The organism is Mesorhizobium sp. M7D.F.Ca.US.004.01.2.1, assembly GCF_003997785.1.
Taxonomy (GTDB): domain Bacteria; phylum Pseudomonadota; class Alphaproteobacteria; order Rhizobiales; family Rhizobiaceae; genus Mesorhizobium; species Mesorhizobium loti.
This window is the reverse complement of record NZ_RZRQ01000030.1, coordinates 17,415-32,242: the sequence shown is the minus strand read 5'-3', so window position 1 is coordinate 32,242 and position 14,828 is coordinate 17,415. Positions and strand designations below refer to the sequence as shown.

The 14,828-nt window shown below is 60.9% G+C and carries 15 protein-coding genes and 1 pseudogene; 6 read left to right on the top strand and 10 right to left on the bottom strand.

The genetic code is table 11. From position 1 onward, the window contains the following. The 9 genes and pseudogenes from EN993_RS07690 to EN993_RS07650 all read right to left on the bottom strand — a co-directional run. A pseudogene (locus EN993_RS07690) lies at positions 1-269 on the bottom strand (type II secretion system F family protein); the annotation flags it as partial. Between the two features lie 9 nt (positions 270-278). Then, positions 279-1,292 (bottom strand): type II secretion system F family protein, encoded by a 1,014-nt coding sequence (locus tag EN993_RS07685; RefSeq protein WP_109666462.1) that lies wholly within the window; start codon positions 1,290-1,292, stop codon positions 279-281. A gap of 29 nt (positions 1,293-1,321) precedes the next feature. After that, on the bottom strand, positions 1,322-2,824 hold the full coding sequence (locus tag EN993_RS07680; protein ID WP_126067611.1) for a CpaF family protein: 1,503 nt from the start codon (positions 2,822-2,824) through the stop codon (positions 1,322-1,324). Positions 2,825-2,853: 29 nt separating this feature from the next. Next, entirely contained in the window at positions 2,854-4,143 is a 1,290-nt protein-coding gene (locus EN993_RS07675; protein WP_126067610.1) for a CpaE family protein, read from the bottom strand. A 39-nt stretch (positions 4,144-4,182) separates the two neighbouring features. Further along, complete coding sequence (locus EN993_RS07670; protein WP_126067609.1) at positions 4,183-4,920, bottom strand: CpaD family pilus assembly protein; 738 nt, start codon at positions 4,918-4,920, stop codon at positions 4,183-4,185. A 14-nt stretch (positions 4,921-4,934) separates the two neighbouring features. Further along, positions 4,935-6,452: a type II and III secretion system protein family protein gene (locus EN993_RS07665; RefSeq protein WP_127262824.1), complete on the bottom strand. Its 1,518-nt coding sequence runs from the start codon at positions 6,450-6,452 to the stop codon at positions 4,935-4,937. Next, positions 6,449-7,261: a Flp pilus assembly protein CpaB gene (gene cpaB / locus EN993_RS07660; RefSeq protein WP_109666448.1), complete on the bottom strand. Its 813-nt coding sequence runs from the start codon at positions 7,259-7,261 to the stop codon at positions 6,449-6,451. The genes EN993_RS07665 and cpaB overlap by 4 nt, the downstream gene beginning before the upstream one ends. Before the next feature lie 211 nt (positions 7,262-7,472). Further along, positions 7,473-7,991, bottom strand: coding sequence for a prepilin peptidase (locus EN993_RS07655; protein ID WP_127262823.1), 519 nt, complete (start codon positions 7,989-7,991; stop codon positions 7,473-7,475). A 175-nt stretch (positions 7,992-8,166) separates the two neighbouring features. Next, on the bottom strand, positions 8,167-8,349 hold the full coding sequence (locus tag EN993_RS07650; RefSeq protein WP_109666443.1) for a Flp family type IVb pilin: 183 nt from the start codon (positions 8,347-8,349) through the stop codon (positions 8,167-8,169). A gap of 333 nt (positions 8,350-8,682) precedes the next feature. Here EN993_RS07650 and EN993_RS07645 point away from each other — a divergent pair, with 333 nt between their 5' ends. The 3 genes from EN993_RS07645 (at position 8,683) to EN993_RS07635 (ending at position 10,488) form a co-directional block, all read left to right on the top strand. Further along, entirely contained in the window at positions 8,683-9,105 is a 423-nt protein-coding gene (locus tag EN993_RS07645; RefSeq protein WP_109666441.1) for a pilus assembly protein N-terminal domain-containing protein, read from the top strand. Between the two features lie 138 nt (positions 9,106-9,243). Further along, positions 9,244-9,825, top strand: a complete 582-nt coding sequence (locus EN993_RS07640; RefSeq protein ID WP_127262822.1) for a TadE/TadG family type IV pilus assembly protein — start codon at positions 9,244-9,246, stop codon at positions 9,823-9,825. Positions 9,826-9,870: 45 nt separating this feature from the next. After that, positions 9,871-10,488 carry a TadE/TadG family type IV pilus assembly protein gene (locus EN993_RS07635; RefSeq protein WP_109666435.1) on the top strand — a complete coding sequence of 206 codons (618 nt, stop codon included), beginning with the start codon at positions 9,871-9,873 and terminating at the stop codon, positions 10,486-10,488. A 118-nt stretch (positions 10,489-10,606) separates the two neighbouring features. Here the strand turns inward: EN993_RS07635 and EN993_RS07630 are convergent, their stop codons facing one another. Continuing rightward, the gene (locus EN993_RS07630; RefSeq protein WP_164548572.1) at positions 10,607-11,527 is read right to left on the bottom strand and encodes a PhnD/SsuA/transferrin family substrate-binding protein; all 921 of its coding nucleotides are present in this window, start codon (positions 11,525-11,527) and stop codon (positions 10,607-10,609) included. 223 nt (positions 11,528-11,750) lie between these two features. Here EN993_RS07630 and EN993_RS07625 point away from each other — a divergent pair, with 223 nt between their 5' ends. From EN993_RS07625 to EN993_RS07615, 3 genes are read left to right on the top strand one after another with little or no spacing between them, the layout of a single operon-like run. Then, the gene (locus EN993_RS07625; RefSeq protein WP_127262820.1) at positions 11,751-12,992 is read left to right on the top strand and encodes a phosphopentomutase; all 1,242 of its coding nucleotides are present in this window, start codon (positions 11,751-11,753) and stop codon (positions 12,990-12,992) included. Then, on the top strand, positions 12,985-13,872 hold the full coding sequence (gene mutM, locus EN993_RS07620; RefSeq protein ID WP_109666428.1) for a bifunctional DNA-formamidopyrimidine glycosylase/DNA-(apurinic or apyrimidinic site) lyase: 888 nt from the start codon (positions 12,985-12,987) through the stop codon (positions 13,870-13,872). Before EN993_RS07625 ends, mutM begins: the two co-directional genes overlap by 8 nt. 31 nt (positions 13,873-13,903) lie before the next feature. Continuing rightward, a complete protein-coding gene (locus EN993_RS07615; RefSeq protein WP_109666425.1) occupies positions 13,904-14,677 on the top strand; it encodes an enoyl-CoA hydratase in 774 nt (257 codons plus the stop codon). The last annotated feature ends 151 nt before the right edge of the window (positions 14,678-14,828 follow it).

Genomic DNA, 14,828 nt, shown 5'->3' with positions numbered 1-14,828 from the left:
AGATCCAGCCGGTCGACGATGTTGCGCATGCCAACCGACTGTTCCTCGCGCAGGCCCTTGCGACGGCGATCCGCCTCGACGGCAAGCCGCGCGCGCTGCTTGGCACGGAGTTCGTCGCGTTCCAGGGCGACTGTTTTCATGCGCGACTTGAGCTGGTCTCCGCCAAACGCCGGCAGCAAGGTGAAGACGGTCGCAAACACCGCAATGGCGACCAGCAGCGCGATCAGGAAGGTCGGATCCGTCAGGGTTTTGATGACTTGCTCGGTCATGCCGCGATCCTAGACTTCGAAGTTCATCATTTTGCGCATCACAAAGATGCCGATCGACATCCAGACTGCCGCGCACCCAAGGATCAGGTGTCCAACGCTGGTGACGAACAGCGGCATCAGGTAGGCCGGGCTCGACAGGTAGACAAGAAAAGCGACGATGAAGGGCAGCGCACCGATGATGGCGGCGGACGCCTTCGCTTCCATCGACAGCGCCGCGACCTTGGCTTTCATCTTCTTGCGATCGCGGAGCACGCGCGAAAGATTGCCCAGCGCCTCGGAGAGATTACCGCCGGCCTGCGACTGGATCTGGATGACGATACCGAAGAAACTTGCCTCCGTGCAAGGCATGGTTTCGGGCATGCGCAAGGTCGCATCGGGGATCGACAGGCCCATCTGCTGCGAATCGACGATACGACGAAATTCAGTCTTCACCGGTTCGGGCGATTCGTTGGCGATCAGGCGCACGGCGTCGTTCAGCGGCAGGCCGGATTTTACGGCGCGCACGATGATGTCGAGCGCGTTTGGAAATTCGTTGAGGAATGCCTTGACGCGGCGGGCGCGACGAAACGAGACGAACCAGCGCGGCAGGCCGAGCGCGCCGGCCAGCAGCACGCCCGGCAAGACGATCAACGGCGCTCCGGCCACGAAGGCAGCCATCGTCAAAGCGAGGCCGCATATGGCGGAGTATATATAGAAGCGCTCGACTGTGGTCTTCAGGCCGGCCTGACGGAGTTGGGCTTTCAGCGGCGGTTTCTTGACAACGCTGTCCTTGGTTTTCTGCTTTGCGTCGAGATCGTTGAGCGAATCCTGAACCGATTTGCGCCGCTTGACGGCTTCCGCTGCGCGGTCGCGCGAGGCCTTGACGACGGAACGATCTGTCTCGGCGGTCTTGATCGTTTCGAGCCGCTTGCCGACCTGTTTCTCGTTGCTGATCCGAGTGAACAGGAATGCATAGGCGACCGCGCCGGCGCTGAAGCCGGCGAGCACGACAAACGCCAGTACTGTGCCGTCAATTCCAAACATTGGCCCGAACCCTTACGCCCCAGGATGCGTCAGTCAGCGCGTTTCTCCATCGCCTCGAGCGCAATGGCGAGGCGCTGTTCCTCGCCATAATAGCGGGCCCGCTCCCAGAAATGCGGACGACCGATGCCGGTCGATACATGCTCTCCCAGCAGCCTGCCATTGGCGTCCTCGCCCTTGATGTTGTAGAGGACGATATCCTGCGTGATGATGACGTCGCCCTCCATCCCGATCACCTCGGTGATGTGGGTGATGCGACGCGATCCGTCGCGCAAGCGTGCCGCCTGGATGATCACGTCGACGGAGCCGACGACGATTTCTCGCACCGTCCTCTGCGGCAGCGAATAACCGCCCATGGCGATCATGGATTCGATACGGTTCAGGCATTCGCGCGGGCTGTTCGAGTGGATCGTTCCCATCGAACCGTCATGGCCGGTGTTCATCGCCTGCAGAAGGTCGAACACTTCGGGTCCGCGCACTTCGCCGACGATGATGCGCTCAGGGCGCATGCGCAGGCAGTTCTTGACCAGATCACGCATCGTCACCTCACCCTCGCCCTCCAGATTGGGCGGGCGGGTTTCAAGGCGCACCACGTGCGGTTGCTGCAATTGCAGCTCGGCCGAGTCCTCGCAGGTGATGACGCGCTCGTCGCGGTCGATATAGTTGGTCAGGCAGTTGAGCAGCGTCGTCTTGCCCGAGCCGGTACCGCCCGAGATGACGATGTTGCAGCGAACACGGCTGATGATCTTGAGAACTTCAGCGCCCTGGGGTGAAATGGCGCCGAACTTGACCAACTGATCGAGCGTCAGCTTGTCCTTCTTGAATTTGCGGATGGTGAGCGTGGCGCCGTCGATGGAGAGCGGCGGCGCGATGACGTTGACGCGGGAGCCGTCGGGAAGACGCGCGTCGCAGATCGGACTGGATTCGTCGACACGGCGGCCAACCTGGCTGACGATGCGCTGGCAGATGTTGAGGAGCTGCTGGTTGTCACGGAAGCGGATGCCGGTCTGCTCGACCTTGCCGTTGACTTCGATGTAGACGTTCTTGGAGCCGTTGACCATGATGTCGGCGATGTCGTCGCGCGCGAGCAGCGGCTCGAGCGGCCCATAGCCAAGCACATCGTTGCAGATGTCCTCGAGCAGTTCTTCCTGCTCGGCGATCGTCATCGCGAAATTCTTGATCGCGATGATGTCGTTGACGATGTCGCGGATTTCCTCGCGCGCGCTTTCCGGATCAAGCTTGGCGAGCTGCGACAGATCGATCGTGTCGATGAGCGCAGAGAAAACCTGGCTCTTGGTGTCGTAGTAGGTTTCGCTCTTTTCGCGCTGTGCCCGCTTCGGCTCAGGCGCCAATGGCGGTGCCTCGACCGCACGACGCGCCGGCGGCACGACAGGTGCGCTTGGCGCAGCCGCAGGCCGGGCCAGAACTGCCGTCTCCGCAGAACTTGCCGCCGGGGGCGCAACAGGCGCCGCTGCTGGCTGGCGAAATTCCGGCGTGAACCGGTTGCCGTCGTCGCTGCCTCTTTTACCAAACATGATCGACTACCGATTCCACTGCTGAAGCGTCACTTCTTGTTGCGCGAGAACTTGCCGAGCAGGTTGCCAAGCCCGGCCTTCTTCTTGGCCTTGATTTCACTGCGCCCGGTCAGCACATGCGCCATTTCGTTGATCATTGCGACAACCGGGTTCTTGGCATCCATCTCGCCAAGCATGCGTCCGTTGTTGGCGGCATTGCCGAACAGCAAAGGATCGAAACCAATGACCGACATTGGCGACAGGCCGAGCGGCTCGGCGAAATCGGACGGCGAAATCTCCGGACGCTTCGGGATGCCGGCCTGGTTGATGATCAGCTTCGGCGGCGGGTCGTTGGGACGAAGCCGTTTGAACATGTCGACGAGGTTCTTGGTGTTGCGCAGATTGGCCAGTTCCGGTGTCGCAGTGATGACGATCTCGTCAGCCTTGATCAGGGTGTTCTTGGTCCAGCCCGTCCAGACATGAGGAACATCGAGCACCAAAAGCGGCACGCTGCGCTGGGCAGTGTCGATGAGCTGAGCGAAGGCCTCCGGATCGAAGTCATAGACCCGTTCGAGCGTCGAAGGTGCTGCCAGCAACGACAGATGCTCGGCGCACTGGGTCAGCAGCCGGTCAAGATAGACTTCGTCGATGCGCTCCGGCGAAAACACCGCCTCGGCGATGCCTTGCGCCGGATCCTGGTCGAAATTGATGTTGGCCGTGCCGAAAGCGAGATCGAGATCGGCGACGACCACCTCGGATTTGAACAGGGAGGACATCGCCCAAGCCACATTGTGGGCAATCGTCGAGGAGCCGACGCCACCCTTGGCGCCGACAAAGGCGATCGAGCGGCCTAGCGGCTCGGCTTCCGGATCGATGAAAATCGAAGACACCACGCTGACGATGTCAGCCATCGATACCGGTGCGATCACATATTCGGAAATGCCGTTGCGGATGAGTTCGCGGTAGAGGCCGACATCATTGTAATGACCGATCACCACCACCTTCGAAGTCGGATCACAATATTCCGAGAGCTGGGCGAGTTGCTCCAGCAATTGCTTGGGCTCGCTGCGCGATTCCAGCAGGATCAGGTTAGGCGTTGGCGCCGATTGGTAGAATTCGATGGCGGTGGGGACGCCGCCCATATGGACCTTGAGATGCGCCTTCGCCATGCGGCGGTCCTCGCCGGCCCGCTCGACCGGATTGGCAACGCCTTCGGTCTCGCAGAATGCCTGGATCGAAATGCGCGGAATCGGCCGCAATGCCTGCATCGCGGCGATGTCCTGCTGCGAGGTATCGCTGCCATCCACCGGGGCGTCGTAGGCAAGGTTGGTCATCGTCATACTCTTTCCCGTAGCCTGTTCTATCCGAGACTGGCCGGCTCAGTACGTCACTTCCGAATTGCCGAGGAACTCTTCCGAAATGCCTCTTGCACGATAGGTGTCGATCACCGCGCCGCGATTTTCAGCATCGATGGTAGAGGGCTTGCGGGGGCCGAGCAGATCGGCCGGGTTAGCCATCTGGGCAGCAAGATTGTTCTGATAGGAGCAGCCGAAGTCGGCATAGTGCTTGTTTTCCGACGTGTTGACGAGGTCGTCGGGCCAGCGTCCGCATTTGTCGGTCTGAGCTCTCACCGAGATATAGGAGACGCGAACCGGGGCGGATGTCTCGCTCGAACCGGCCTGATAGGAGACCACGACGATGCGGTTGCGCTTGATGCCGCTGGCGACTGCGAGCCTGGCGAAATCACGGCCGGCCGCCGTCGCGGCGACCTCGTTGGCCGATCCGCTCGGGATCTGGATCGTCAGCGTCGGGGCGGCACTCTTGTCATATCCGTCGAGGAAGCCAAGAAGCGTATCGCGCTGGGAGCCGGTCATGCCGCGGTCACCAGCGCCAACCGGCAGATCGATCTTCTGATTCTTCTCTGCGATCACAATCGGATGGTTGGTGCGATAGTCATCCGGAATGGCGCCGACCGTGATACTGTCGCGCTGCGCGCAGCCAGCGAGCAACGCCGCAACCACGACCACCAGGGCCGGAACGGCTCGCCGGCAGACCTGCGAACGTCCAAGGCGCATCGTCGTGGCGATGGTGCTTGCCTGCAATACTGACTGAGACATATCCACTTCCCCGCTTACTTGTAGATGAAGCCGACAACGCCGTGGTAACGGCCGTTGGGCTTGTCGGTCTGCATGGTACCGTAGACGCGATTGACGCGGCCAAGGAACATCGCGGCACCATCGCTGGCGGCGTTGAAATTGTCGTCCGGCTTGGCGAGGTCGTTGCGTGCCACGGGCTTCACCAGATAGGGCGTGATGATGATGACGAGTTCGGTCTCGTTGCGCACGAAGTCCCTGCTGCGGAAGAGCGCGCCGAGCACAGGGATTTTTGTCAGTCCAGGCAAGCCGTTGACGGCTTGCCTGACGTCGTCGCGAACCAGACCGGCGATCATCATGGATCCGCCTGAAGGCAGTTCCACCGTTGTGTCGGCAAGACGCTTGCGCAGCGAAAGGGCATTCATGCCGGCACTCGTCACGCCTTCGGACAACGACACGGATCCCTCGGTTGTTGGCTCGGAAACCGAGGTTCGGACTTTCAGGCTTATGCGGCCGGGAGACAACACCACCGGCTGGAATTCCAGGCCGATGCCGTACTCGATCTTGTCGACGGTGTAGGTTTTCAGGCCAGTCTGGTTGTCCGTGGATACGTTCTGGGAGACGCCGCTCACCATGTTGTATTCGCCGCCGACCTTGAAGGTCGCCTTTTCGCCGGATACGGCGGTCAAGGTCGGCTCCGCCAAGGTCTTCATGACCCCGGACTGCTCCATGGCGTTGATATAGGACTGCAGGCCCGAGGCGCCGATCGTGAAGCCCGAATTCGACAGCTGCTTGCCGAGGCCGGTGAAATTGTCGCTGATCGCACCGTAGCTGATGCCGTTGCTGCCGCCGCTGCCGACCATGTTGACGCCGAGCTGCTTCATCACCGAGCGGCTGACTTCGGCGACCGTCACCTTCAGCGTGACCTGATCGTCGCCGATGATCTGAAGCAGGTTGACGATCTTGCTGGTGCGGCGCTCCTGGTCCGGGTTGTTGATGTCGACACCGCTCTGGGACGAACCGCCGGCCGCGGTCTGCGAATATTGTCCCGTCGTCGCTTCACCACCCGAAACGAAGATCGTCGCCAGGTCGACCGCGCGTTTCGCGTCCAGCGGCGTGTCGACCGTCCCTGTCAGGACGACGTTGTCATTCAGCAGTTCTACCTTGACAGCCGACGTGGGGAGGAAGCGCCTGATATAATCCTCAAGGCCGGCAACGTCGCGTTCGACGGCCAGGTCCAGACTGACGATCTGCTCGCCATTCGGGCCGAAGACAAAAATGTTCGTCTCGCCGACCGCCTTGCCGAACAGGTAGATGCGCCTTGCGGTGCGGGTGACCGCATCGGCCACCGCCGGGTTGGCGACGAGAATATCGTAGGCATCGCTCGGCAGGTCGATGACCACCGACTTGTTGAGGCCGAGCTTGACGCGCTGGGTGGCCGTCGATGCCGTGACCTGCGCGTTCTTTGCCTCGACAACGCCTTGCAAATTCGTTCCGACGAGCAGCAGGCCGAATGCCGCGGCTACAATTGCCGGCAGTTTACCATTTAGCCTCATTTCCTTGCCCCTACTTCGGAAACTTCGCCCGACTTGATCAGCCTCACCGTTCCCCTGCGGCCATTGCCGGAAACGAGATAGTCGGCCTCACCCAGATTCTTTTCCTGCGTGTCTGCGACCGCCCGCAGCGCCAAGGTCAGGCGATCCGCCATCTGTTGGGCGACGGTGATGATCTCTGCCTGCTTGGGCGTCAGTTCCAGCGTGGCGGTCTGGCCCACCCTGGTCTTCTTGCCTTCCTCGTCCTCCTGAATGGTCTGGTCGATGGCCAGGACGCGAATGTTCTTGAGGATGGTCTCGGTGTTGAAGCCGGCGGCACCGCTGGCGGCATCGGCCCTGCGGGTCATGATGACATCGACGAAATCGTTCGGAAGAATGAAGCCACCGGCCGACGTGTCGGCCGAGATGGCCGTGGCCACAGCCCGCATGCCGGAAGGCAGGATCGACGACATGAAGCTCTGCCCCTCGCCGATCAACTTGGAACGCCGCAGAGGCTCTCCGGCATACATAGCCACACGGGCAACGGAGCCCTTCAGCTTGTCCAGTGCCTCAGGCTCAGCGGTGCGGGTGATGAAATTCGCGTTGACGCCGTCGGCGGGCCAGGATTGCCAGGCGATGTTGTTCTCGATCGGGCTGCCCATCGGAACGTCGCCCGAAAGCACAAGCACATCCTGCAGAGATACCGCCGGGGCCTGGGGGCCGGAATCGACGACGACCTGGGGCTGCGGTGCCACCATATTTTTCGCGACATACCCAGCGCCGCCCGCCGCGGCCACCGCCACGCTCAGAATTATCAATCGCGATGCTGGCATCTGTCCGAACCCTTGCCCTGGCAAACCACGTAGCCAAGCCGGACTTTGCAGCGGCAATCGTCAAAACAAGGTTAATGTAATGCTTACGATCGTGATTAATTTAAGGTTTACATAAATTGGACGGAACGTGGCCTGACCGGCAGAAATGACCGGGCCGGCCTTGTTGAAAGCCTGTTGCGGCAACGCTGATCAATAAAAAAATAGATCGTGTTCAGGCCGACAGCCTGGCCAGCGCCCACACCATCAAAGGCGAATCCGGATAGGTCAGCAACCCGCCAAGGCCAAGGGCTACTCCGTAAGGAACACCTTTTGCCTCGTCGGCGAAATGGCGCAGAAACGGGTTTTGGCCGGTAACGGCCGCAAGCGGTGACTTCCGGTAGAGGATGATCGCGAGTGTCAGCAGGCCACCGATGATTGTCGAGGCGACAAGATACTCGACGAGATTCACGTTGAGACCCATCCACATCGCGGTGGCAGCCAGAAGCTTGGCGTCGCCGCCGCCCATGCCGCCCATTGCAAACAGGCCGAACGTCACGACAAGGACCAGGGCGCCGGCGGCGAAATGTCCGCCATAGGCCGCCCATTCCATACCCGTCAGCGGCGCAACCAGCGCGAAGACAACGACGAGCAGCACCGGCACGCGATTGGCGATCGTCATCGACAGCATGTCGGAGATCGCGGCAAACAACATGCAGAACGGAAAAACGACGAAGATCAGGGCTTCAAGCATCGGCGCTATGCCTATTGTCCGATTTCACGGGGCTCAATCTAGGCATGTTCGATTAACGATTGATGAGGCCCGGAACGAAAAGATGACTGATACTGAACTGGCAGCGGCAAGGAAAAGGGCCGCCACGTGGCGGCCCTTTCCAGAACGCAATCCAAGTGCTCGGCGATAAGGCCGATCAGCTGCCGCTCGGCGCGCTGTTCAAGGTGGTTCCGATAGTGGTGAACTTAGCGTTGAGTGCATTGCCGAGCGCGCCGGCGCCGGTGATGATGGCGAGCGCGATGAGAGCGGCGATCAGACCATATTCGATAGCGGTCGCGCCGGATTCGTCCTTCACAAAACGTGCGATGAGATTAGACATTTGAGAGCTCCTACTCCACGTGTTACAGCACTTCCGTCAACTTCTGTGATGGTTGATCGGATGCTGCCAATCTAGGGAGAAGCTCTTTCGATCGGCTTAATAAACAGCCTTACCGATTCCTTTCCCGGTTCGAACATATTGCGTGGTTAACTCCAGGCTAAATGCCAACCGACCTTCCGTTTACGGGTTTGGTGGCGCTTGCGACCCCGAGCCGGACCGCACCTCACAGTAGCCTTGTCGCCATTGCACCATCGGTAACGACGCGCGCTTAACCGTTGGTTCACCAATCTCGTTCATGTTCCGTTGATCAGTCCGCTTGCGTGGAGCGCCTCAATGGCCCAGCCGAGATCGTCAATCCTGATTGCCGCGCTTCTTGCCGCCACGACCTTCATCGCGCCCGCAATGGCCGGCGCTGGCATCGAGGTCACGATGAACCAGGCCAAGATCGTCAAACTGTCGCGCCCTGCCGACACGATCGTGGTTGGCAACCCGGCAATCGCCGACGCTTCCGTGCAGGACGCTTCGACGATCGTGCTGACCGGCAAAGGCTTCGGCGTCACCAATCTGGTCGTGCTCGACACGGATGGCAGCCCGATCGTCGACGAGCAGGTTACCGTCGTGCGGCAGGCCGCCTCATCCGTGCGTATCTATCGGCGTGCCGAAATACAGACGATGTCCTGCACGCCCTATTGCGAAAGCTCCTACAAGAGCGATGCGGAGAAGGCCTCCGAAACGGAGATGAGCGTCAGCCGGTAGGATGGCGTAGTCGAATGCCGTTCAGGTTATCGGCTGGTTAAGAAGCTGGCGCTGACTTTAACGATCATCCAAACCGGACCTAAATCGGTTTGCGCTAATGCTCCTTCCGAGACCGCATAGAGATCGGCAGGATCAGACATGAGCAAGGAATTCGGCTGCACAGGCGACCACAAAGCGAAACGCCCAAGGTTTTTCGCCCGTTTCCTACGTGACCGGCGCGGCGCCACGGCAATCGAATTCGCAATCCTTTCAGTTCCGTTCGCCCTGCTTGTCTTTGCCATTCTGGAAAGCTGCATCGCGTTTGCCGGCCAGGAAGTGATGGCCAACATAACCGACGATGTCGCGCGCAAGCTGCGCACCGGCCAGTTGAGATCGACCGACGTCGCCGGGACCAATTTGCGGGACATGATCTGCACAAAACTTGAGATCATCGTTTCCCAGGATTGTCCCAATCAGCTGCTGGTGGATCTCCGCCAATATACAACATTCGCCGACGCGGCCACGGCGGGCTTCATGATCCAGAACGGTGATGTCGTACTGACGAAAGGCGCCGCAACCCAATCGTTTGCAGTAACGGCGGGGGCGGCGGAGTCGAGGAACATGCTTCGCGTCTTCTACAAGTGGCCTATTATGACAGACCTGTTGGCGCAGTCGATGGGCGGCAACAAGACTCTGCATTTCGCATCGGTGACCTGGCAGAACGAGCCGTTCGACAACTGAGTTCGAGGCGGATGCACAGGCAGTAAAAGAAAAAGGGCAATGGGTATGATGCGTGCGGGGGCACATCTTAGGACTGCAGGAGTTTGGCGGAAAGCAAATCGATTCTGGTCCGATCGCCGCGGCATCGCGGCGGTCGAATTCGCTTTGATCATGCCAATTTTGCTGATCATGTATTTCCTGACAATGGAGGCGTCACAGGCCATCGAGACCAGCAAGAAGGTCAGTCGTATCGGCAGCATGGTGGCCGATCTCGTCACCCAGCAGACAAGCGTCGTCAAGGCGGATGTCGACGCCATCATGCAGATCGGCAGCGTGACCCTTCAGCCCTACAACCGCTCGACCCCGACCATCACCATCACGGCAATACAGGTCTCGGCCGATGCGACGAAGGCACTGGTGGTATGGTCACGCAAGTTGGTCGCCGGCGTCGCCAGCGCCGGCGCCGCGGCGACCACGGAAACCACGGTTCCAGCAACGCTCAAGGTCGCCAGCACCTTCCTCATCCGCGTCGAAAGCAATCTCGGCTACACGCCGGTCATCGCCTGGACGGCCAGCAACCAGCAGAAACTTGGATTGACCTCGGCTTTCAGCAATATAACGATGGGCGAAACCTACTATCTGCGCCCCCGCAGAAGCGTGACTATCCCTTGCGGCGACTGTTGAACAGAGACAGCCGGGCGATTCGCAGGACCGCTTCAGCTCTCTGTTGCCACGCAACTGCAGACTGAGAATAATCACGCACTTCTTCTGTTTCCTGGAATTGCGCTACTGCTGCGGAGCACTATTGCTGTGGGGCACTGTCCGAGACGAAGCGCACGATAGAAGCGGCCATCTCGTAATCCTTTGGCGCGACGGTAGCGAAGCCTCCCGAATGCTTTGATTCCAGGAGGTCGTAGATATCAGGCGTCATCGACTTGAGGTTGGTGAGGAACACGGTGAGCCGGCGCTTGGCTTCAGGGTCGAGATCGCTGCGGACGGCATGGGGGCCATATCTGAGCAAGCCAGACGTCCATACCACCCGAAGCGCCGTCACTGAGAGCCCTGCCGCTTCGAGCCTTGCCTGCGTGCCCGATGTTTCCGGCTGGCCGTCGGCGGCGGCCGTCACCCAACCGAACAGGCCATCGGCCTTGCCATCGACCAGCATCGTTTCGGCCGCCGCAGCCGAGTCGGCATGGACAAGAAACGGCGCATCTTCCGCAACCTTGCGGCCTTCCGCCGCCAACGCCGCCAATGGCAAGAGAGAACCGCCAACGCTGCCCGAAGGCGCCATGGCGATGCGATGGCTCTGCATCGCCGCCAGATCGGGCAGCTTGCCGTCCCGCGTCAGCAGAACAGAGCGGATGCCGATCGCGCCGTCGGAATCGACCGGAGCCACAAGCGGCTCGATACATAAGCAGCGCTGCGAGGCCGTCGCATAGGCGGTTGCCGAATAGATCGCGTATTCGATGCGGGCATTGGCCTGCGCCTCGATCAGCGCGGCATAATCACGGGCAACGACAAACTCGACCTTCATGCCCAAGGCCTTTGTATAGGCGTCGGTCAACACAGCCAGCCCCGGAACGGTGTTGCCGGCGCCTGGCTCTGCAACGATGCCGATGCGAAACGTGCCGATATCATCGCGCCAATCGGCATGTGCCGGACCGGACCAGAGCGCACCCTGCATCAACATGAGGGCAGCAGACGCCTTCAGCGCAATGCTCATGACAAAACCGCCGTCTGTTTTCCTAGACCCATGCCTGTCGCATCGTTGCGACATGCATTCCTTGTTTGTGCATGTCGTTGTTTGTGCATGTCGTTGCCCAAAACCGCCGTGCACCTTGGGCGACATCACTGGACTATCGCGCCAAGCCGTTGCCGTTTGGTTTCCGAATTGCCAATGAAGTCGCGGAACCCTATGTCTGGTCGTTCAAACTGGCAACAACTCGATGGCGCGCGCTTTCCTCTTCGTTCTGGACTCCTTCGGCATCGGCGGCGCGGCCGACGCCGACCGCTACGGTGACGACGGCGCCAACACATTCGCGCACATAGCAGAAGCTTGTGCCGAAGGACGCTCGGATCGCGAAGGGCTTCGCAGTGGACCGCTGTTTGTCCCCCACATGGCCTCGCTCGGGCTTGGCAAGGCTGCCGAAACCGCGACGGGACTGGGCTTTTCCAGCAGTGGGACGGATCTGCTCGCGGCTGCCTTCCACGGCGCCGCGCAGGAGGTTTCAAGCGGCAAGGACACCCCATCGGGCCATTGGGAAATCGCCGGCCTGCCGGTGCGCTTCGACTGGGGCTATTTCCCGGATACGGTTCCCGCCTTTCCGGCGGAACTGACCGCGGCGATCATCCGCGAGGGCAAGGTGCCGGGCATTCTCGGCAATTGTCATGCGCCGGGCACCGAGATCATCGAGCGCTTCGGCGAGGAGCACATCCGCACCGGCAAGCCGATCTGCTACACGTCTGTCGACTCGGTCCTGCAGATCGCCGCGCATGAAGTCCATTTCGGCCTCGAGCGACTTTATGAATTCTGCAAGGTGGTGCGCAGGCTGGTTGACCCGCTGAGGATCGGACGGGTGATCGCGCGGCCTTTCGTCGGCGAAACCACCGCCACTTTCGAGCGCACATACAACCGTCATGACTACGCCGTGCCTCCGCCGGAGCCAACCCTGCTCGATCGGCTGACAGCGCGTGGCAGCCGTGTCATCGCCATCGGCAAGATCGGCGACATCTTCGCCCATCGCGGAATTTCGCAAGTGCGCAAGGGGGCGGGCAACATGGCCATGTTCGACGAGGCGCTGGGCGCGATGGACGATGCCGGCGACGGCGATCTCGTCTTCGCCAATTTCGTCGACTTCGACACCGAATTCGGTCATCGCCGCGATGTTGCAGGTTATGCTGCCGCGCTTGAGGCCTTCGACCGGCGGCTGCCGGAGGCATTTGCAAGGCTGCGGCAGGGCGATCTTCTCATCCTGACGGCCGATCACGGCAACGATCCGACCTGGCAAGGGACCGATCATACGCGCGAGCGCATTCCGGTGATCGGCACAGGTCCGGGTTTCAAGGGCGGCGACATCGGGCTGAGAACAACCTTCGCCGATATCGGCGAAACCGTGGCCGAGCATCTTGGGCTGGCGCACGGCCTTTACGGGACTTCTTTCTATACGGCGATTGGCGGTCATGCCTGAATTGCCGGAGGTCGAAACCGTCCGGCGCGGGCTGCAGCCGGTCCTGGAAGGCGCAACCATCACCCGTGTCGAGGCACGCCGCCCGGATCTGCGCTTTCCATTTCCCGAGAAATTCTCACAGCGGCTGACCGGCAAGACGGTCACGGCACTCGGCCGCCGGGCCAAGTATCTGACGATGGACCTGAAAGGCGGTCCCGTGCTGATCTGCCATCTCGGCATGTCGGGCTCATTCCGAATCGAGACGGCGGACAGCAACGACATGCCCGGCATCTTCCACCACGACCGCTCGAAGAGCTCCAATCATGATCATGTCGTCTTCCATGTCGTATCTCCGGCAGGCGCCCGATCACGCGTGATCTTCAATGATCCGCGCCGCTTCGGCTTCATGTTGTTTGCCGAAGGGCCGGACGTCCATCCGATGCTCGCCGGACTCGGCGTTGAGCCAACGGGCAATACATTGGACGGCGCACTGCTTGCCTCATTGATGAAAGGGCGGCGATCACCGCTGAAGGCAGCGCTTCTCGACCAGAGGCTGATCGCCGGGCTTGGCAACATCTATGTGTCGGAGGCGCTATGGCGCGCCAGCCTGTCGCCGCTGCGTGAGGCGGGCACGATCGCCAAACCCGGAAAGAAAGCCCAGGCCCAAAGCGAACACCTGGCCCAAGCCATCCGCTCGGTGATATCAGATGCGATTGCCGCCGGCGGGTCCTCACTGCGGGATTATATGCAGACCGATGGGTCACTGGGCTATTTCCAGCACTCCTTCGCCGTCTACGACCGCGAAGGCGAAGCCTGCTCGAAGCCCGGCTGCAGCGGCCACATCGAACGGATCGTGCAGAGCGGCCGATCGACCTTCTATTGCCGGACATGTCAACGGTGAGTTAGACGAGCGCGAGCGAGGAGAAGCAGCCATGGCCTATGAGACGATCATCACCGAGACGCACGGCAAGGTCGGACTGATCACGCTGAACAGGCCGCAGGCGCTCAACGCGCTGAACTCCCAGATACTGACCGAACTGATCGCAGCCGTGAACGCTTTTGGCGCCGATGCCGGCATCGGCGCCATGGTCATCACCGGTTCCGAAAAGGCTTTCGCCGCCGGCGCCGACATCAAGGAGATGCAGTCCATCTCCTATGCGGACGCCTACGCCCAAGACTTCTTCGTCGGCTGGGAGGAGCTTACGCGGGCGCGAAAGCCAATTATCGCGGCGGTGGCGGGCTATGCACTCGGCGGCGGCTGCGAGCTAGCGATGATGTGCGATTTCATCATAGCCGCCGACACGGCCAAATTCGGCCAGCCCGAGATCACTCTTGGTGTCATTCCAGGCATGGGCGGGTCGCAACGGCTGACCCGCTTCGTCGGCAAGTCGAAGGCGATGGACATGTGCCTGACCGGGCGGATGATGGATGCCGCCGAAGCCGAGCGTTCGGGCCTGGTGTCGCGGGTCGTGCCTGCCAGTGACCTAGTCGAGGAGGCTCTGAAGGCGGCAGCCAAGATCGCCGCTTTCTCGCTGCCATCGGTGATGATGGCAAAGGAGGCAGTCAACCGCGCCTTCGAGACGACGCTTGCCGAGGGATTGCGGTTCGAGCGCCGGCTGTTTCACTCGCTGTTTGCACTGGACGATCAGAAGGAAGGCATGGCGGCCTTTGCCGAGAAGCGGAAGCCGAATTTCACCAACCGCTGACGCCAATCCTTTAGCTGCGAAGAAGATGGCTGTTGGCCGCCAAAAAGAAGGCCAGGCAGCGTTGACGCGCCGGAAAAGCTGAACTATAAGCCCCACCAACCGAGGCGGCCCCGTGGCTGCCCGTTTGTTTTTTGCGCCCTGCGGCATCCCG

Excerpts from the sequence above, each read along its gene's own strand:
- EN993_RS07685 (WP_109666462.1), bottom strand. The coding sequence starts at position 1,292 with ATGTTTGGAATTGACGGCACAGTACTGGCGTTTGTCGTGCTCGCCGGC.
- EN993_RS07680 (WP_126067611.1), bottom strand. The coding sequence starts at position 2,824 with ATGTTTGGTAAAAGAGGCAGCGACGACGGCAACCGGTTCACGCCGGAA.
- EN993_RS07675 (WP_126067610.1), bottom strand. The coding sequence starts at position 4,143 with ATGACGATGACCAACCTTGCCTACGACGCCCCGGTGGATGGCAGCGAT.
- EN993_RS07670 (WP_126067609.1), bottom strand. The coding sequence starts at position 4,920 with ATGTCTCAGTCAGTATTGCAGGCAAGCACCATCGCCACGACGATGCGC.
- EN993_RS07665 (WP_127262824.1), bottom strand. The coding sequence starts at position 6,452 with ATGAGGCTAAATGGTAAACTGCCGGCAATTGTAGCCGCGGCATTCGGC.
- cpaB (WP_109666448.1), bottom strand. The coding sequence starts at position 7,261 with ATGCCAGCATCGCGATTGATAATTCTGAGCGTGGCGGTGGCCGCGGCG.
- EN993_RS07655 (WP_127262823.1), bottom strand. The coding sequence starts at position 7,991 with ATGCTTGAAGCCCTGATCTTCGTCGTTTTTCCGTTCTGCATGTTGTTT.
- EN993_RS07650 (WP_109666443.1), bottom strand. The coding sequence starts at position 8,349 with ATGTCTAATCTCATCGCACGTTTTGTGAAGGACGAATCCGGCGCGACC.
- EN993_RS07645 (WP_109666441.1), top strand. The coding sequence starts at position 8,683 with ATGGCCCAGCCGAGATCGTCAATCCTGATTGCCGCGCTTCTTGCCGCC.
- EN993_RS07640 (WP_127262822.1), top strand. The coding sequence starts at position 9,244 with ATGAGCAAGGAATTCGGCTGCACAGGCGACCACAAAGCGAAACGCCCA.
- EN993_RS07635 (WP_109666435.1), top strand. The coding sequence starts at position 9,871 with ATGATGCGTGCGGGGGCACATCTTAGGACTGCAGGAGTTTGGCGGAAA.
- EN993_RS07630 (WP_164548572.1), bottom strand. The coding sequence starts at position 11,527 with ATGAGCATTGCGCTGAAGGCGTCTGCTGCCCTCATGTTGATGCAGGGT.
- EN993_RS07625 (WP_127262820.1), top strand. The coding sequence starts at position 11,751 with ATGGCGCGCGCTTTCCTCTTCGTTCTGGACTCCTTCGGCATCGGCGGC.
- mutM (WP_109666428.1), top strand. The coding sequence starts at position 12,985 with ATGCCTGAATTGCCGGAGGTCGAAACCGTCCGGCGCGGGCTGCAGCCG.
- EN993_RS07615 (WP_109666425.1), top strand. The coding sequence starts at position 13,904 with ATGGCCTATGAGACGATCATCACCGAGACGCACGGCAAGGTCGGACTG.